The sequence below is a fragment of the Kaistella yonginensis genome (assembly GCF_030409525.1).
Classification (GTDB): Bacteria; Bacteroidota; Bacteroidia; order Flavobacteriales; family Weeksellaceae; genus Kaistella; species Kaistella yonginensis.
The window spans coordinates 1-17,061 of record NZ_JAUFQB010000053.1; the positions used below are offsets into that span (position 1 = coordinate 1).

Below are 17,061 nucleotides of genomic sequence, written 5' to 3' on the forward strand. Positions count from 1 at the left end.
AATTGTATTAAATCAATTTATGCTTATATTTGAAGAAAGGCTCAAATTATAAAAATTCAAGCCTCAAACTTTTCAACTTACACACTTTACGGGATAGTGTCAATATAGATTTTTCAAGTTGAATAAATAAGGCTACAAAAATACTTCTTCTCACCCGATAAAAAAATCTCTTCCTAAAAAAATAGGAAGAGATTTTGAGTATTTTTATGCTGTATGGTTTATGTAAGACTTGCTCTTACATATCCTACAACTTTCAAATCACCATTAACAGATTTTACATAGTCAGCAACAGAAACTGCCGAATCCTTGATAAATGCTTGGTGTACCAAAGTATTGTCTTTGTAGAATTTCTGCATTTTTCCTTTTAGGATATTATCAATAATGTTTGCAGGTTTTCCTTCTTTTGTCAATAATTCTCTTTCGATTTCTAATTCTTTATCGATCGTCTCTTGAGAAACTTTAGTTTCATCTAGAGCGATTGGGTTCATGGCAGCAACTTGCATTGATACAGATTTTGCAACTTCTGCACCTCCATCTACGTTTGCAGATAAAGAAGTGATCGCTGCAATTTTATTTCCAGCGTGTATGTAAGCTCCTAAGAAAGGGCCTTCAATTCTTTCGAAAGCACCAATTTCGATTTTTTCACCTATAATACCCGTTTGCTCGATTAATTTTTCGGCAACCGTCATTCCGTGGAAATCAGAAGCTAAAAACTCTTCTTTGTTTGCATAAGCAACCGCTTGCTCCGCTAATTCGTGAGCTAACCCAACGAAGTTGTCGTTTTTACCAACGAAATCTGTTTCACAATTTAAAGCGATAATTGCTCCCATTGTGTTATCTTGGTTTACTTTTGCAATTACAGCACCTTCATGAGAATCTCTGTCTGCTCTGTTTGCGGCAACTTTTTGTCCTTTTTTTCTAAGGATTTCAATTGCTTTATCGAAGTCTCCATCAGCTTCTACCAATGCTTTTTTGCAGTCCATCATCCCTGCGCCTGTAATGTTTCTTAATTTAGCTACATCTGCAGCAACTGGTGTATACATATTCTTATTTTTTTATATTAAAAAATGATTATTTTAGCTATCTTTTTAAGCGTTGCAAAGATAATAAAATTCGCACAAACTAAAAAGTACAATTTTTCGTTATTATAAAAATTTAAAATTCTAAAATTGAACGCCTTAATGAAAAAAATTATCTACTTACTCTTTTTATTTATTTCCCTTGGCTCTTTTGCCCAATCCAAGTATACCGCTGCTGAAGTAGAGAAAAGTACGGATGCGCAAGTTATTGCAAATTTTATAAAATATAACCCCTCTCATCCCAAGACACCGGAGTTTAAAAGAAAGCTTTTTGCGGTTATCAATGCTGATAAAACGCCTACCCAACAGGCAAAAGTGGCAAAGCCAACCATTGCCCCTATCAATACAGGAAAATTAAAAAATGAGGTAAAAAGAAATGTGGCGCAAAATGGCGCAAATGCGCAAAATAAAAGAACTGCTGACTTATTAACTCATCTTTTTAGTAATGATCCTAACGGTAAAACTGCTTATGTGCAGATTAAAAATAAATCAAAATGCAATTTGATTGTGAAGTTGAGCGGTAAAAAATTTTACAACTTAAATGTTCCGGCCCAAAATGAAAATTTTATTTTGGTGGAAAAAGGAAGTTACTCGGTTACAACTATGGTTTGCGATGCGAAATATTCTTCAACAAAAAATATTGGTAAAGATATTGTGATCACTTTGAGCGCGTCGAAATAGAAGTGTTTATTTTGAAAAGTGATGAAATTCTTCAGTGAGTTTCAGATATTCTTCGGAATATTTTCGGGGAGATTGCTCAATGACGAAATTACTTATTAACACAGTTTTCCTTTGCAGCCCAAACTCCAAGAGCAATCTTTTGGGATTACCGCCTTTAATACCGTAAATCTGGATTTTTCTAATTAAATAGAATCCGGATTTAGAACAAATTTCTTCAAATAAAATCCCAGCTTCAAAAGGGATAATTACGGAAAGCAAGCCTTCTTCGGCTAATAATTCAGCAGATTTTTCAATTAAAATAGGGAAATCTAATTCAATTTGCTGTCTGGCAACACTATCTTTTACCGATTCGTTTTGCTCAAAATAGGGTGGGTTAGAAATAATTAAATCAAATTTTTCTTCTGCGCTAAAGTTTCTATAATCTTGTAAAAATACATGGAGTCGATTATTAAAGGGTGAGTTTTTGAAATTCTTTGCAGCGAGATCTACTGCTTTTTTATCAATATCAATGGCCTGAATTTTTGCTGCCATATTCCGCTGTGCGATCATTAATGCAACTAAACCTGTTCCGGTCCCAACTTCTAAAATGGTCGCTGCATGCTTAACTGTGGAGGATGCGCCAAGCAAAACACCATCTGTCCCCACCCGGAAAACTTCTTTGGATTGATCAATATTAAATTGTTTAAACTGAAAGGGTTTCACTGGTTTTGTAATCTAATTTTTAATAGACGTAAGATTATTGGGTAAGGAAATCGTAAAAATAGTTCCTTTCCCGACTTCAGAGTTTACAGAGATATCCCCTTTATAATCTTCAACCATTTTTCGAACCATCGTTAGGCCAAGACCCATTCCTCCTGATTTAGATGTGAAATTTGGCTCGAAAATCCGAGTGTGATTTTCTTCTGGGATTCCTACGCCACGGTCTTCTACGGTGATAATGATTCGTTTCTGTCGCTGCTCTATATCTACATTAATAGTGTTTTCGCGCTCGTCATCGCTCGCTTGCCTTGCATTAGAAACTAAATTTGTTATAATTCTGGATAAATAAATTTTATCCATTTCAATCATGATATTTTCTTTGTTCGCGTGAAAGTAAATTTTTTCGTCGCTAAAAATATTAATAATGTTTCTTATTTCTTTGTTCAGATTAAAAACTTCATTGTGTTTTTCGGGTAGTTGTGCAAATTGCGAAAAAGCATTCGCAACCGTGGCTACCAAATCTATTTGATCGACCATCGTTTTGCTTAGATGTTTTACCTTTTGGAGGATTTTTGGATCATTCGGATCAAACTTTCGTTCAAAATTTTGAATGGTGAGCTTCATAGGTGTTAAAGGGTTTTTTACCTCATGTGCAACTTGCTTGGCCATTTCGCGCCAGGCTTCTTCTTTATCTTTAAAACTAAGGCGTTCTTTCTGTTCTTTAATCTGCAGAATCATTTTATTATACGCTTTTACCAATTGATTCAATTCATCATTCTGATAATATCTGATCGGTTGTGGGTCATCTTCAAATAAAGTAATTCTATTGATGAGATCAGAAAACTTAGATACTGCTCTGGTTAAGTTATTAGAGATAATCCAACTCAGCCAAATCCCAAAGGCGATAACGAATAGATTAACAATAAAAATGTAATTCAGATATTTATTAAAAACGCTTACATAAGAGGTATCATTATGATAAAATGGAAAATAAACTATGGCAATGGGCTCCAACATATTGTTTTTAAGAATCATGTAAGAAGAGGTAATATTAGCTTCTGTTTTTTTGTCATAGTTTTGAAAATCTACTCTTTTATCACTTTTTAAAACTTTATTAATGACGTCTATGGATAGTTTTTTAACGGGAATAAGATTAATGTCTTTATTTGAAATTACATAATCACCCGTCAAATCATAGATGATGATATCTTGATTGTTAATATCGGCAATTTCATAAATATCGTTTGATAAAATCTCGGGTAAGTCGTTTGTTCGAACTTGGGTATGGCTTACCGCATAGTCTAGTGCAGACATCAGTGATTCTGCTTTTTTTTGTAAATCAGTCCTGCTTTGTTCTGTAGCGTTATTCTTTAAAATGAAATACGAAAGAATTGACGAGCCTGTAATGCTTAGGAAGCAAATGACCAAAAAACCGCCGAAAACTTTATTTCTTAAACTAAAACCTTTGTATTTGCTAAACGGCATTTTTTTTCATCAATTTATTAACATATTTCCCAATAATATCAAATTCTAAATTAACGGTATCTCCGATTTTTAAACTTTTCATGTTCGTAAATTCCCAAGTGTAGGGTATAATTGCTACTGAAAAATCATGCATTCCACTCTCTGCCACGGTTAAACTTATGCCATTTACCGTGATGGAGCCTTGTGGAACAGTCGTGTAGTCACCGGAGTCTTTATAGGAAATCGTGATAAAAAAACTTCCGTCTTTGTCTTGGATGTTTTCTACCAACCCCGTTTTGTCAACATGACCTTGAACCAAATGACCATCAAGTCTACCATCGAACTTCAAACAACGTTCCAAATTAACTTCAGTACCAATTTTCCACATGCCGAGATTGGTTTTTTCTAAAGTTTCATCAATCGCGGTAACCCTGTAATTGCTTTCTGTAATCTCTACCACCGTTAAGCAGCAACCGTTGTGTGCTAAGCTTTGGTCAATTTTCAATTCTTGTGTAAAGGGGCAATTTAATATAAAATCAATATTGCTTTCGTTATGCTTAATGGCTTCTACATGGCCAGTCGCTTCTACAATTCCTGTGAACATAAGTGTGATATTTTATACGAAATGATGAATAAAAAGGATTAATTCTTTAGAAATAAAATAAAGTAATACCAGTTAATCCTAATTTGTTAAATTTGTAAAATTCAATTAATTTTCAAAGATAATAAAAATGAGTCCGAAACAGCATAAAATAAAAGTGGGAATTTCTATCGGTGATTACAACGGGATCGGTCCGGAAATCATCATGAAATCTCTGAAAGATAAATCCATTACCGATTTTTTTACGCCCATTATTTTTGGTTCCGGAAAACTATTTACCTACCAGAAAAATATTTTTAAATTGCCCCTCAATTTTAATTATATCACCGAAGTCTCCCAAGCGCAAGATGATAAAATCAACATGGTTAATCTTTGGAAAGACAATGTGAATGTGGCTTTAGGAACGCCTACTGAGGAGTCTACCCGAATGGCAATTGATTCATTGGAAGCCGCCACCAATGCTCTGATGAGTGGTGAGATTGATGTCTTGGTTACCGCACCCATTAATAAAGAAGAAATGATGAAGCATGGGTTTCAGCATGCGGGACATACCGGCTATTTAGAAGAAAAATTTGGTAAAAAAGGTTTGATGTTTTTAGTGACAGATGATTTAAAAGTCGCGGTTTCTACCCATCATATTCCGCTTGTAGAAGTAGCTGAGAATATTTCTAAAGAAAAGATTAAAAAGCAGATTAAACTTTTGAACCAGTGCCTCATTGAAGATTTCTGTATTGAAAGACCAAAAATTGCAGTTTTAGGTTTAAATCCCCATTCTGGTGATGGCGGAGCAATTGGTAAAGAAGAAATTGAAATCATCGAACCCTCTATTCGAGAACTTTTTGATAACGGGATTATGACCTTTGGTCCTTATCCTGCAGATAGTTTTTTTCAGCCTAATAAGTATAAAAACTTCGATGCGGTTTTGGCAATGTATCACGATCAGGGCTTAGCGCCCTTTAAAACTCTGGCTTATGAAGAAGGGGTAAATTATACAGCGGGCTTGCCTTTTATCAGAACTTCCCCAGATCATGGCGTGGCATACGATATTGCCGGCAAAAATTTAGCTGATGAGCAAAGTTTTAGTGAGGCAATATTTATGGGAATTAAAATTTTTAAAAACCGAAAAGAGTATAATGACTTAATGGCCAATCGAATGCAGCCGCGCAGAAGTAATTCTGGAAATAATCCAGCAGACGATTCGCCGGTCGATCGCTCTTAATATTTAAGCTGAAAAAACATTTACCAGATATTTGTTTAAGATTAATTTGTAATATTAAAAAAAATGCATATTTTTGCACACTCATTTTATGGACAAGTTTAGAAACTACGACATAGTGTTTTCAGGACTTAAAAACGGAAAACACGAGTTCAGGTTTGAGATAGATAAGAAGTTCTTTCAACTTTTCGATACTGAACAAGAATTTACAGAACCTAAAATAGTTGCTGAAATCCTGATGGATAAGCATACTACTTTTTTAGAATTTAAGATTAAAACGTCGGGTACCGTTAATTTGGTTTGTGATATCACGAACAAAAATTTTGATTATCCTATTGAACATGAAATTGACGTTTTGGTAAATTTTGGGGAAGAATTTGATGATAGCAATATTGATGTGATCACCATCCCGAGAACAGATTACGCATTTAATGCTTCGCAATTGATTTATGAAGATGTAATGCTCGCAATCCCAATGAAGAAAGTTTCTCCTGATATTTCTGATGAAGATTTAGAGATTCTAGAAAAGTTCAGTCCGAAAGATGAAATAGAAGAAGAACCGGAAAGCGACCCAAGATGGGAAGCATTGAAGAAGTTAAAAGATAAAAATTAAATAGTTTAAAATGATGAGAATTGAGAAATCAAATACTCATCGCTCATCAACAAAATTATAAGAAAATGGCACATCCAAAAAGAAGACAATCCTCAACAAGAAGAGATAAAAGAAGAACACACTACAAAGCAGTAGTTCCTCAATTGGCAAAAGATGCAACCTCAGGTGAAATGCATTTGTACCACAGAGCGCATTGGTCTGAAGGCAAAATGTACTACAGAGGTAAAGTAGTAATGGAAAAAACAGTAGAAACTGCAGAAGAGAACTAGGCTTAAAACCTAAGAAAAACTTCGTTTTTATACATAAACCACTCAATTTTTTCAATTTTGAGTGGTTTTTTGTTGTTTTTTAGTATCTTTGGCATAATAAACAAATACCAATTATATGGACATTAAAGACATCCAGAATCTTATTAAATTTGTGTCTAAAGCTGAAGTTTCAGAAGTAAAATACAAGACTAAAGATTTCGAAATCACCATTAAAACACCCCTTGGTGGATGCGAAACCAACTACATGCCACAACAGGCAGTTTATCATACCGCACCACAGCAACAGCAAATGGCGCCGGCAGCAGCAAATGCTCCCGCCGCTCCAGCAACCACCGAAACTGTGGCCGATGACAGTAAATTGGTGACCATTAAATCTCCAATGATCGGAACGTTCTACAGAAAACCAGCACCAGACAAAGACATCTTCGTAAATGTTGGTGATGAAGTTTCCGTAGGAAAAGTAGTTTGCGTAATCGAAGCAATGAAATTATTCAACCAAATCGAATCTGAAATTTCTGGTAAAATCGTGAAGGTGTTAGTTGACGATGCAACCCCTGTGGAATACGACCAACCGTTATTTTTAGTAGATCCTTCTTAAAGTAATTTTAAATTATAAATTATAGATTTTAGATCAACGCATCTAAAATAATTTAAAATTCAAAATTCAAAATTTAAAATTTCTAATAGATGTTTAAAAAAATATTAATCGCCAATCGCGGCGAAATTGCAATGCGAATTCTTCGTACGTGCAAAGAAATGGGAATTAAAACCGTTGCCGTGTATTCTACTGCAGATAAAGACAGCCTCCATGTGAGATTTGCCGATGAAGCAGTTTGTATCGGCCCGCCGATGAGCAAAGATTCATACCTTAAAATCCCAAATATTATTTCGGCTGCAGAAATCACCAATGCAGATGCCATTCATCCTGGGTACGGATTTTTATCTGAAAATGCTAATTTCTCTAGAATTTGTCAAAAAAACGGAATCAAGTTCATTGGAGCCACCCCTGAACAAATCGACAGAATGGGTGATAAAGCCAACGCAAAAGCAACCATGAAAGAAGCAGGAGTTCCTTGCGTTCCCGGTTCAGATGGTTTGATCGATTCCTACGAACACGCCATTGAAGTGGCCAAAGAAGTCGGGTATCCGGTGATGATTAAAGCTACCGCTGGAGGTGGTGGAAAAGGAATGCGAGCCGTTTGGAAAGAAGAGGACATGAAGGAGCATTGGGAATCTGCCGTTCAAGAAGCAGTGGCAGCATTTGGAAATGGCGGGATGTATATGGAAAAACTCATCGAAGAACCACGTCATATTGAAATTCAAATCGCAGGGGACCAATACGGAAAAGCTTGTCATTTGTCTGAAAGAGATTGTTCTGTACAAAGAAGAAATCAGAAATTAACGGAAGAAACACCCTCACCATTTATGACCGATGAACTTCGTCAGAAAATGGGCGATGCGGCGGTAAAAGCTGCTGAATATATTGGCTATGAAGGAGTAGGGACCATCGAATTCTTGGTTGATAAACACCGAAATTTTTACTTCATGGAGATGAATACCAGAATTCAGGTAGAGCATCCGATTACCGAACAGGTTGTAGATTTCGACTTGATTCGTGAGCAAATTCTTTTAGCATCAGGCAATGCAATCTCTGGCCAGAATTATTTTCCAAAATTGCACTCCATTGAATGCCGTATTAATGCAGAAGATCCATTCAATGATTTCCGTCCATCACCAGGAAAAATTACCGAACTCAATATTCCAGGTGGACATGGAATTCGGGTAGACACTCATGTTTATTCAGGATACACCATTCCATCGAATTACGATTCGATGATTGCAAAGTTGATTACTACTGCGCAAAGCAGGGAAGAGGCCATTGCAAAAATGAAACGTGCTTTGGAAGAGTTTTATATCGAAGGCGTAAAAACGACCATTCCTTTCCATCGGCAATTGATGGAAAACGAAGATTATCTCGCCGGAAATTATACCACAAAATTTATGGAAGATTTTGTAATGGATCGACAATTTGAAAACTAATCTCGAAAATTGTACTTTACCTTATACACAAACCTCATTGCTTTTGCATTGAGGTTTTTTTATTATAATGAATATTTTTTTCAATTAAATTTAAAAATTTAGGCTTTGCTTTTAATTATTTAATAAATTTGAGCAAAAAGAAGAAGTAGAATGTAAAAATAACCTAGGTTTCCCATGATGAAATATAAAATAGTATGAAAATCACCAATTGTAATTTCTACAATCAATTTACCAAAACTAAAATTTTCCAGGTAATGTTGATAGCCAATTTATTTTTAATATCTAACAAAACTTTAGCACAAACAAGCTTCGAAAGTCCTGTTCTTAAATCATTACATTATTTTGCAGCCAAGCCCACCAATGATAATGTTGTTGAGGTAATGAAGCAGAATAAAATTGAATTGAAAGTTGAAAAAAAAGATAGAGATGGAAACCGACTGTTGCAATTTGAATTACCAAATGGTAAACTGGAGTTTTGCTATTCTAAAGATGAAAAATTGATATATGTCCGCTTTGATCTTCCGAAAAGCAATGGCAGCACCTTAGCAGCGGCTGTTAAAGAACTAGAGAATAAAAAATTTCAAAAAAGGATTACCAGAAAAAATGCTTTTAACGAGGATCCGATGACTGTTGATTTTATCAATAAAGATTTTCCTTACATTTTCGTTATTTATATGGTTTTACCAGAGCATAATAGTATTTTTATTTTCAATTCTGAATTTGAAACCCTAGAAAATTTTGAACTCACGTAAATTTTCCACAATATTTTAAAATTCGGAATGATTTGAAATAGTTTTGTTATTTAATAAAATTAAAGAAATGAGTATGGTTTTATTTAAGAAAATTTTTGTAGCATTACTTTTCTTTGGGTGGTCTTCCCTCATTTTTGCGCAGCAGAAAACTATTCTGAAAATTCTCAATCTGGAATTGCAAAAAGAAGTCAAGAACCAACTACAATCACCCAATTTCGAGGGAGATACATTCGAATTGTTAAACCTTTTACCATCAATGAAAAGCAAATTTTATCCTATGAAATCAAAAAAAGAGCCCTTATTTTCAAGGATATAAAATCATTAAACAGGAAGTTCCTTTAAAATCATTAATAATAATTATTAAAGATATTCATGTGATTTTACTCACCGAAGAAGAGGCGGTAACAACAACAACTTTTAACAGTTTAAAAGGAGCATCTAAAAAAGAAATTTCTTACGGGAACCTTTTTTTTCTCGGGCTTTCTTCTCAAAAACAAAACGAATACTTAGGGGTAGAAATTCAAAAGGCATTTAAAAATGCCGGAATTCCTATTCAAAAGACGCATTGGTACGACTAGGCAGTTTTAAAGAAACTGGATTAAAAAAGTGATTTGATGAAATTAAAAGGCGCAGAAAAACAGTTTTGGTGGAGTTTTCGAAATATTAATAACTCAAAAGATATTCCCGAAGAATTGTCTGGCTATACAAGCATCGAATCTGAGAATGATGATTTGCATATGACTTTTCTTGTGCAGCGCATTAAAGTTATTCATTCTATTTATTTGAAAGAAACCTCGCTTACTGATGAAGGTGTACAATGGATTGGGCAGATTCAGCAGTTGCAAAGTTTAACTTTAATGAAACATCCGAATATCACGACGAAAAGTTTGCCTCATCTTAACAAACTCGTCGATTTGGAATATCTTGATCTTTGGCGAACCAATATTTTATTGGAAGATCTTCACCAATTAGACCAATTAAAAAAACTTAAAGAGCTTTACATTTCGCCAACTGCCAGAGATCAAAACAACAACTATCCCAACGTGGAAAATGATCAAATTTTAGAAAAAATAATTGCGCTCCAGGAAATTTTTCCACACTGCGTTTTTTATGTAGATTGCATTAAATATTAATTTGAAACGGGAATTAATTAGAGGTTTTATCAAATTCAGTTTCAAATTTTATCATTAAATTTGTAAAAAGTAAATTTATGTCAGATACCGCATTTTTAAATGATTCCCAGTATTTTATTAACCTCGAAAACGAACACGGTGCGCACAATTATCATCCGCTTCCGGTGGTTTTAGATAAAGGAGAAGGCGTTTTTGTTTGGGATGTTGAAGGTAAAAAATATTATGATTTTCTTTCAGCATATTCAGCTGTAAATCAAGGACATTCTCACCCGAAAATTTTAGATGCTTTGATAAAACAAGCCAGTAAATTGGCTCTAACATCAAGAGCGTTTTATAATTCTTCTTTGGGAGAATATGAAGAAATGATTACTTCACTTTTTGGTTTTGATAAAGTTTTGCCCATGAATACAGGTGCAGAAGCTGTGGAAACCGCCGTAAAACTAGCCAGAAAATGGAGTTACGAAGTAAAAGGAATTGCAGAGAACTTAGCAAAAATTATCGTTTGCGAAAATAATTTCCATGGGAGAACAACTACGATCGTTTCTTTTTCCAATGATGAAGATGCCTCTAAAAATTACGGTCCTTTCACGCCCGGATTTGTAAAAATCCCCTATAATGATTTAAGTGCTTTAGAAGAAACTTTAAAAAATGATGCCAAAAATATCGCCGCATTTTTAGTGGAACCGATTCAAGGTGAAGCCGGAGTTTACGTTCCCGATGAAGGTTATTTAAAATCTGCCTCAGAACTTTGCAAAAAATACAATGTGCTTTTCATCGCCGATGAAGTTCAAACCGGAATTGCTAGAACGGGAAAACTCATTGCTTGTCATCATGAAAATGTACAACCCGATATTTTAGTTTTAGGAAAAGCAATTTCTGGTGGAATGTATCCTGTTTCCGCAGTTTTGGCAGATAATCATATTATGAATGTTATTAAACCGGGACAACATGGTTCAACTTTTGGTGGAAACCCAATTGCTTGTGCCGTTGCAATGGCTGCATTGACCGTTGTAAAAGAAGAAAATCTTTCGGAAAGAGCCGAAAAATTAGGGAAATTATTCCGCTCCGAAATGGAAAAACTAATCGAAAAAACAGATCTTATTACGAAAGTTCGAGGGAAAGGTTTATTAAATGCCATTCTTATTAATGATACTCCAGAGAGCAAAACCGCGTGGAACCTGTGTTTAAATCTAAAAGAAAACGGATTACTTGCTAAACCAACGCATGGAAATATTATCAGATTAGCACCTCCTTTGGTAATTTCTGAACAACAGCTTTTGGATTGTGTTTCAATTATTGAGAATACCGTTTTGGAGTTTAAGAAAGATTAAATATTGGAATTGAAAGAAAAAATCAGCGGCCTGATTATCACCTTTAACGAAGAGAAAAATATGCAGGAAATTCTGGATGATTTTTCAATTTGTGACGAAATAATTGTGGTAGATTCATTCAGTGCTGACCAAACGGTTGCTATCGCTCAAAAAAATCCCAAAGTAAAAATAATACAGCACGCATTTGAAGATTTTACAAAACAACGAAATATCGCTTTGGATGCGGCAGCCAATGATTGGGTTTTGTTTCTCGATGGCGATGAGCGAATAACGCCTGAACTCCGCCAAGAGATCATTTCGGAAATGAATAGATCTGATAAAAAAGACGCTTATTATTTCTATAGAAAATTTTATTTTGCGGGAAAGCCGATTCATTTTTCGGGAACGCAAACCGATAAAAACTTCCGTCTTTTTCGTAAAAGCAAATGCAGATATGTTGCTCATAAAAAAGTACACGAAACACTAGAGGTGCAGGGCGCAATCGGGATTTTTAATAATAAACTCCAGCATTTTTCCGTTACTGATTATGAAAGTTATAAAAAGAAAATGATACATTATGGGGTTTTAAAAGGGCAGGAACTTTTTGCTAAAGGAAAGCAATTTGGACCCTTTACACAATATCTAAAATCTACCTTCAAGTTTTTTAAAACCTTTTTTTTAAGGTTGGGTTTTTTAGATGGTAAAGAAGGTTTTCAATTGGCAGTATTGCAAACGTTGAGCGTTTTTGAAACCTATGAATCATTGAAAAAGGAACATATTAATAGAAAACGAAGGAAATGAAAATTTGCGTTATCAGTTTTGATTTCTGGAATTACGATGCTCATATTGTTGACGAGCTTCGTCGGAAAGGGGTAGATGCACATCATATTAATATTGGTGCGTATCGTCATGTGAGTTTTCCGGCGAGACTTAAAAATACACTTTCAAAAATCGTTTTGAAACGCAATTTGAAAAATAAGCTGCGGCAGGAAATGATTTTGGAACAATTGAATGCGCTAGGTTCCCAAGATCAAATTTTGGTCATTAATCCGGAATTAATAGATCGTAAAATTCACCTTCAAATTAAAAAATTTACGCCAAGGTATATCGCTTATCTCTATGACAGTTTGGCCCGTTGCCCGGCGGAACATCTGTTCGATATGTTCGATGAGATTTTTAGTTTTGATAAAAATGATGCCGAGAAAAATCAATTTAAATTAATTACCAATTATAATTATCTCCCGGAAGTTAATCATTGCGAAGCAACAAAATATGATTTGGTTTATCTGGGGTCATTTGATAAGCGTATTTCCGCCTTGTCAAAAATCATCAGCAAAGTTAAATCGCTCAACCTTACTTATAACTTTGTAGTGGTGGGTAAAAAGTCATGGACTAAAAATTTTAACATACAAAATAATAACGAGATTACTTTTACAAGAAAAAGGATCAAACATAGAGATATACCATGTTATTATAATCAAGCAACTGTCTTGCTGGATTTAATGCGGGAGAATCAAACGGGTTTGAGTTTTCGGTTTTTCGAAGCCATGGCTTTGAAGAAGAAAGTCATTACCAATAATTCTACGGTAAAGGAATACGATTTTTATAATTCTGAAAATATTATGGTGGTGAAAGATGATTTGTCAAATATAGAGCGGTCTTTTTTCGATAGCAGCTATCAGGAGCTTCAGCCAGAGATTTATAATAAGTATACCATTCAAAATTGGGTAAAAACGGTTTTTGGATTGTAACATTATAGTATGAATATTTTACTTTTCACCAAAGAATATAACCACAATAAAGTTGGGAAATCTGGTGGCACAGGTGTTTTTTACAGGAACCTTGCGCTACAACTAAGGTCCAGAAATCATAAGGTTTTTGTTTTCGGAAGCTCTAATAAGGTTGTAAACTTTAATGAAGATGGAATCGAGCATTTTTTTATAAAACATTATTTTAAGAACTATAAAATTGCTGAACTATTTAGATCTATGGTTGGGAAACTGAAGTTTATGGAAAAATTTCAAACTAAATTCTATGAAAGTGAAAATAGATATTTAACGAAAAAATTAGAAAAAATTATTCAGATTAATAACTTAACCATTGATATCATCGAGACTCATGATTGGGATGGGACTTCGCTCTATTTAAAAGAGTTAAATATTCCTTACGTTGTTCGCTATCATGGTTCTTGGACAATCTTAAAAAAGTATTTCGGCTATAATAATGTGCCGCCTGGGAAAATACCCTGCGAAAAAAAAGCTGCAGAAAATTCTACGAATAATATCAGTATTTCTCAATATTCGGAAAAGATTAATAGCAATACTTTTACTTTGCAAAATCCACATCTTATTTATAATGGTGTTGATTATGAGTTTTTTAGTCCGCAAAATAATGCTGAAATAATTGAAAATTCGATTTTTTACGTTGGCAATTTATCTGAAGAAAAGGGTGCTGATGTTGCTTTGGAAGCCTTTGCTTTAATAAAAAAAGTAGTTCCAAAAGCAACTTTACATTTTATAGGCAATGAAAATGGCTATAGAGGTAAGGTGAAAAACAATTTAAAAAAAGATGTGATTTTCTATGGAAGAAAAGAAAGTGTGGAAATTAGAGCACTTATCTCGACTGCACAAATTGTAATTTTCCCCTCAAAAGGAGAGAATTTTAGTTTATCTTTGTTAGAAGTGCTATCCTTAGAAAAGGCAGTAATTTGTTCTGCAATCGACTCTTTTAAAGAAATTATCATTGATAATGAAAATGGTATGATTGCAGAGGATACAGAAGATTTCGCTGCAAAAGCAATTTTGCTTTTTAACAATTCACCTTTAAGAAGTCGTCTGGGAAATAAAGGCAGAGAACTTATAGTAAATCGTTTTGGTCTGGATAAACAGATGGATGAAACGATAAAATATTATGCTAAAATAAATGAAAACAGTTAACGAACCCTATCTTATTAAATTCCCCAAAATGGGAAGTACTACGCTGGGATACATTTCCGTTGCAGAAAAGGAAAATTTACCATTTGTTCCGCAACGAATTTATTGGACTTATTATACGCCGCAGGAGGTAGAAAGAGGCGGGCATTCTCATCTCGATCTTCAACAGATTTTAGTTGCTGTTGCAGGGAAAATAACTGTAACAACCGAACTTCTTGATGGTTCCAAGAAAGAGTTTATACTAGAAGATCCAAATATTGGTTTGTATATCCCGAAATTATGTTGGCGTACGATGCGATACACCCATAACGCCGTGCAAATGTGTATTGCAAGTATTGTATATGATGAAAACGATTACATTAGAGATTATCAGGAATTTGAAAGGTTGAAGATAAATGACCATTGAAGAAATTGATAAAAAATTACGTTTTCTGAAAATAAAATATTTTTTTAAGAATATTTTGAAGAAAGCAAATAATAATATCGTTCAATTTATAGCGTTGAATACTATTTCGAACAAAAATATATTCTATAAAAAAACACTTAGAGAATCTCAACTAACAAATGCTTTTTTACCAAAATTGATTGGAGAGGAAAGTACATCTATTCAATTATATTTGCCTCCAGTTGAGCTTTATGGTTTACAAGATGTTGGTTTTTCTACCGATACAACGGCATTCTTAGATCGTACCTTTAACTTTTTTTATTATGAGAAAGTTAGAGATTTCTCTTCGCAATATACTATTCTTCTCAATACAAATACTTTACATTTTCATTCACACCACTTGGCAAAGATTAGTAATCTGACCAAAGTTAAAAGAAATGAAGATGTATTTTTTTTAGCGGGAAATTTTACTTTTAATTATTTTCATTTTTTGATTGAAATTTTACCAAAATTAAAATATTTCTCGTCTATTCCAAATTCAGATCAAGTTATTATTGTAGCAGATTATTCTATAAAAAGCAATATCAATTTACAGACGATTCTGTGTTTTTTCACTAAACAAATTAAAATTGAATACTTATCTAGTGATAATTTTTATTTTTTCAATAAAACTTGGCATATTACGTATCCAAATTATGTTATACCCAATATAGTTGAAGGTGAAGAATTTCAGGCGAATTTCGCGGCTTTTTCTAAAGAATCTGTCGAATATGTTAGAACAATTTGCTTAGAAAATTTTGACAGCCAGCAAATAAAAGTAAAAGCTGAGTCCAGGATATTTTTAGCCAGAAAATCTGCAATAAGAAGATATAATGAAAAGGTAATACTATCAATTGCACAAAAATACGGCTTTAAGGAGGTGTGTTTCGAAGATTGCAATATTCATGAGCAAATATTTTACATGAGGAATGCAGATTATATCATTGGTCCAAGTGGTGCTTCATGGACGAATTTGATATTTTGTCATGAAAATAAAACCAAAGGACTAATGTGGCTTGGGAAAGTATGGAATGATTTTTCAGTTTTTTCTACTTTGGCGAAATTTGTTAATTTTGATCTTTGTCACTATCGATATGACCAAGAAAGCCCATCTTTTCATGCTAACTATGAATTGTCTGTTTCAGAATTTGAAGAGCAACTGAAAAAACTACTATTAAAATGATCAAAATTCATCCAACATCAGATGTGCAAAGTAGAAATATTGGAGATGGAACTTCCATTTGGCAGTTTTGTATAATCCTACCAGACGCAAAAATTGGGAAAAATTGCAACATACAATATAATGTTTTCATAGAAAACAAAGTTACAATTGGTGATAATGTTACCATAAAACCAGGCGTACAAATCTGGGACGGAATCATTTTAGAAGACAGCGTTTTCATTGGACCGAATGCAACTTTCACCAATGATAAAAATCCTAGATCTAAAAATCCAGATTATGAAATGCTCTCAACAATTGTGAAAAAAGGAGCTTCCATCGGTGCAAATGCAACTATTCTACCCGGAATTACGATTGGAGAAAATGCAACTGTTGGTGCAGGAAGTGTGGTTACAAAAAATATTCCTGCGGGAGAAACCTGGATAGGAAATCCAGCGAAAAAATTTGAAAAATAATTTTAAGTGCGGTTTTTTTTAAGTCAATATGAGAAACAGGTCAATTTCATTTTACTTGTTTTATCAATCCTATATCTTTCCTTTGTCTGCGTTTATTCTATTAATCAATACGATTTAGGTTTTATATTATCAATGGTTGGCAGATTGAAATCTGGACAAATTATTTACCAAGATTTTGATTATGTTCGACCGTTTTTTGGCGTCGTTTTTTG

General features: G+C 33.9%; 20 protein-coding genes. 16 read left to right on the forward strand and 4 right to left on the reverse strand.

All coding sequences use genetic code 11. From position 1 onward, the window contains the following. Window positions 1–218: 218 nt before the first annotated feature. Entirely contained in the window at window positions 219–1,043 is an 825-nt protein-coding gene (gene tsf, locus QWY78_RS10480) for a translation elongation factor Ts (protein WP_290219575.1), read from the reverse strand. A gap of 138 nt (window positions 1,044–1,181) precedes the next feature. Between tsf and QWY78_RS10485 the strand changes: the two genes are divergently transcribed. Continuing rightward, window positions 1,182–1,760, forward strand: coding sequence for a DUF6759 domain-containing protein (locus tag QWY78_RS10485; protein ID WP_290219577.1), 579 nt, complete (start codon window positions 1,182–1,184; stop codon window positions 1,758–1,760). A 6-nt stretch (window positions 1,761–1,766) separates the two neighbouring features. Here the strand turns inward: QWY78_RS10485 and QWY78_RS10490 are convergent, their stop codons facing one another. From QWY78_RS10490 to QWY78_RS10500, 3 genes are read right to left on the reverse strand one after another with little or no spacing between them, the layout of a single operon-like run. Beyond that, window positions 1,767–2,462: a tRNA1(Val) (adenine(37)-N6)-methyltransferase gene (locus QWY78_RS10490; protein WP_290219579.1), complete on the reverse strand. Its 696-nt coding sequence runs from the start codon at window positions 2,460–2,462 to the stop codon at window positions 1,767–1,769. A 12-nt stretch (window positions 2,463–2,474) separates the two neighbouring features. Next, window positions 2,475–3,944, reverse strand: coding sequence for a sensor histidine kinase (locus QWY78_RS10495; protein ID WP_290219581.1), 1,470 nt, complete (start codon window positions 3,942–3,944; stop codon window positions 2,475–2,477). Then, the gene (locus QWY78_RS10500; protein WP_290219582.1) at window positions 3,934–4,527 is read right to left on the reverse strand and encodes a riboflavin synthase; all 594 of its coding nucleotides are present in this window, start codon (window positions 4,525–4,527) and stop codon (window positions 3,934–3,936) included. Before QWY78_RS10500 ends, QWY78_RS10495 begins: the two co-directional genes overlap by 11 nt. A 127-nt stretch (window positions 4,528–4,654) precedes the next feature. Between QWY78_RS10500 and pdxA the strand changes: the two genes are divergently transcribed. From pdxA to QWY78_RS10575, 15 genes are all read left to right on the forward strand, one after another. Further along, window positions 4,655–5,743, forward strand: coding sequence for a 4-hydroxythreonine-4-phosphate dehydrogenase PdxA (pdxA, locus tag QWY78_RS10505; RefSeq protein ID WP_290219583.1), 1,089 nt, complete (start codon window positions 4,655–4,657; stop codon window positions 5,741–5,743). Between the two features lie 88 nt (window positions 5,744–5,831). Then, window positions 5,832–6,353, forward strand: coding sequence for a YceD family protein (locus QWY78_RS10510; protein WP_290219585.1), 522 nt, complete (start codon window positions 5,832–5,834; stop codon window positions 6,351–6,353). A 65-nt stretch (window positions 6,354–6,418) separates the two neighbouring features. Continuing rightward, on the forward strand, window positions 6,419–6,622 hold the full coding sequence (gene rpmF, locus QWY78_RS10515; RefSeq protein WP_290219658.1) for a 50S ribosomal protein L32: 204 nt from the start codon (window positions 6,419–6,421) through the stop codon (window positions 6,620–6,622). Window positions 6,623–6,737: 115 nt separating this feature from the next. Further along, entirely contained in the window at window positions 6,738–7,220 is a 483-nt protein-coding gene (gene accB / locus QWY78_RS10520) for an acetyl-CoA carboxylase biotin carboxyl carrier protein (RefSeq protein WP_290219586.1), read from the forward strand. A gap of 89 nt (window positions 7,221–7,309) precedes the next feature. Continuing rightward, window positions 7,310–8,662: an acetyl-CoA carboxylase biotin carboxylase subunit gene (gene accC / locus QWY78_RS10525; RefSeq protein WP_290219588.1), complete on the forward strand. Its 1,353-nt coding sequence runs from the start codon at window positions 7,310–7,312 to the stop codon at window positions 8,660–8,662. Between the two features lie 194 nt (window positions 8,663–8,856). Then, on the forward strand, window positions 8,857–9,414 hold the full coding sequence (locus tag QWY78_RS10530; RefSeq protein WP_290219595.1) for a hypothetical protein: 558 nt from the start codon (window positions 8,857–8,859) through the stop codon (window positions 9,412–9,414). A 374-nt stretch (window positions 9,415–9,788) separates the two neighbouring features. Then, on the forward strand, window positions 9,789–9,992 hold the full coding sequence (locus tag QWY78_RS10535) for a hypothetical protein (RefSeq protein ID WP_290219597.1): 204 nt from the start codon (window positions 9,789–9,791) through the stop codon (window positions 9,990–9,992). Window positions 9,993–10,028: 36 nt separating this feature from the next. Next, a complete protein-coding gene (locus QWY78_RS10540) occupies window positions 10,029–10,547 on the forward strand; it encodes a hypothetical protein (RefSeq protein WP_290219599.1) in 519 nt (172 codons plus the stop codon). 77 nt (window positions 10,548–10,624) lie between these two features. After that, window positions 10,625–11,878 (forward strand): ornithine--oxo-acid transaminase, encoded by a 1,254-nt coding sequence (gene rocD / locus QWY78_RS10545; RefSeq protein WP_290219602.1) that lies wholly within the window; start codon window positions 10,625–10,627, stop codon window positions 11,876–11,878. After that, window positions 11,879–12,658: a glycosyltransferase family 2 protein gene (locus QWY78_RS10550; RefSeq protein WP_290219659.1), complete on the forward strand. Its 780-nt coding sequence runs from the start codon at window positions 11,879–11,881 to the stop codon at window positions 12,656–12,658. Continuing rightward, a complete protein-coding gene (locus tag QWY78_RS10555; protein WP_290219603.1) occupies window positions 12,655–13,608 on the forward strand; it encodes a WaaS/CpsH family glycosyltransferase in 954 nt (317 codons plus the stop codon). Before QWY78_RS10550 ends, QWY78_RS10555 begins: the two co-directional genes overlap by 4 nt. A gap of 9 nt (window positions 13,609–13,617) precedes the next feature. Then, window positions 13,618–14,793, forward strand: a complete 1,176-nt coding sequence (locus tag QWY78_RS10560) for a glycosyltransferase family 4 protein (RefSeq protein ID WP_290219605.1) — start codon at window positions 13,618–13,620, stop codon at window positions 14,791–14,793. Further along, window positions 14,780–15,196, forward strand: coding sequence for a sugar 3,4-ketoisomerase (locus tag QWY78_RS10565; protein WP_290219607.1), 417 nt, complete (start codon window positions 14,780–14,782; stop codon window positions 15,194–15,196). The genes QWY78_RS10560 and QWY78_RS10565 overlap by 14 nt, the downstream gene beginning before the upstream one ends. Continuing rightward, window positions 15,186–16,397: a glycosyltransferase family 61 protein gene (locus QWY78_RS10570; RefSeq protein WP_290219609.1), complete on the forward strand. Its 1,212-nt coding sequence runs from the start codon at window positions 15,186–15,188 to the stop codon at window positions 16,395–16,397. Before QWY78_RS10565 ends, QWY78_RS10570 begins: the two co-directional genes overlap by 11 nt. Beyond that, window positions 16,394–16,849 (forward strand): N-acetyltransferase, encoded by a 456-nt coding sequence (locus QWY78_RS10575; protein ID WP_290219611.1) that lies wholly within the window; start codon window positions 16,394–16,396, stop codon window positions 16,847–16,849. Before QWY78_RS10570 ends, QWY78_RS10575 begins: the two co-directional genes overlap by 4 nt. Window positions 16,850–17,061: the final 212 nt, after the last annotated feature.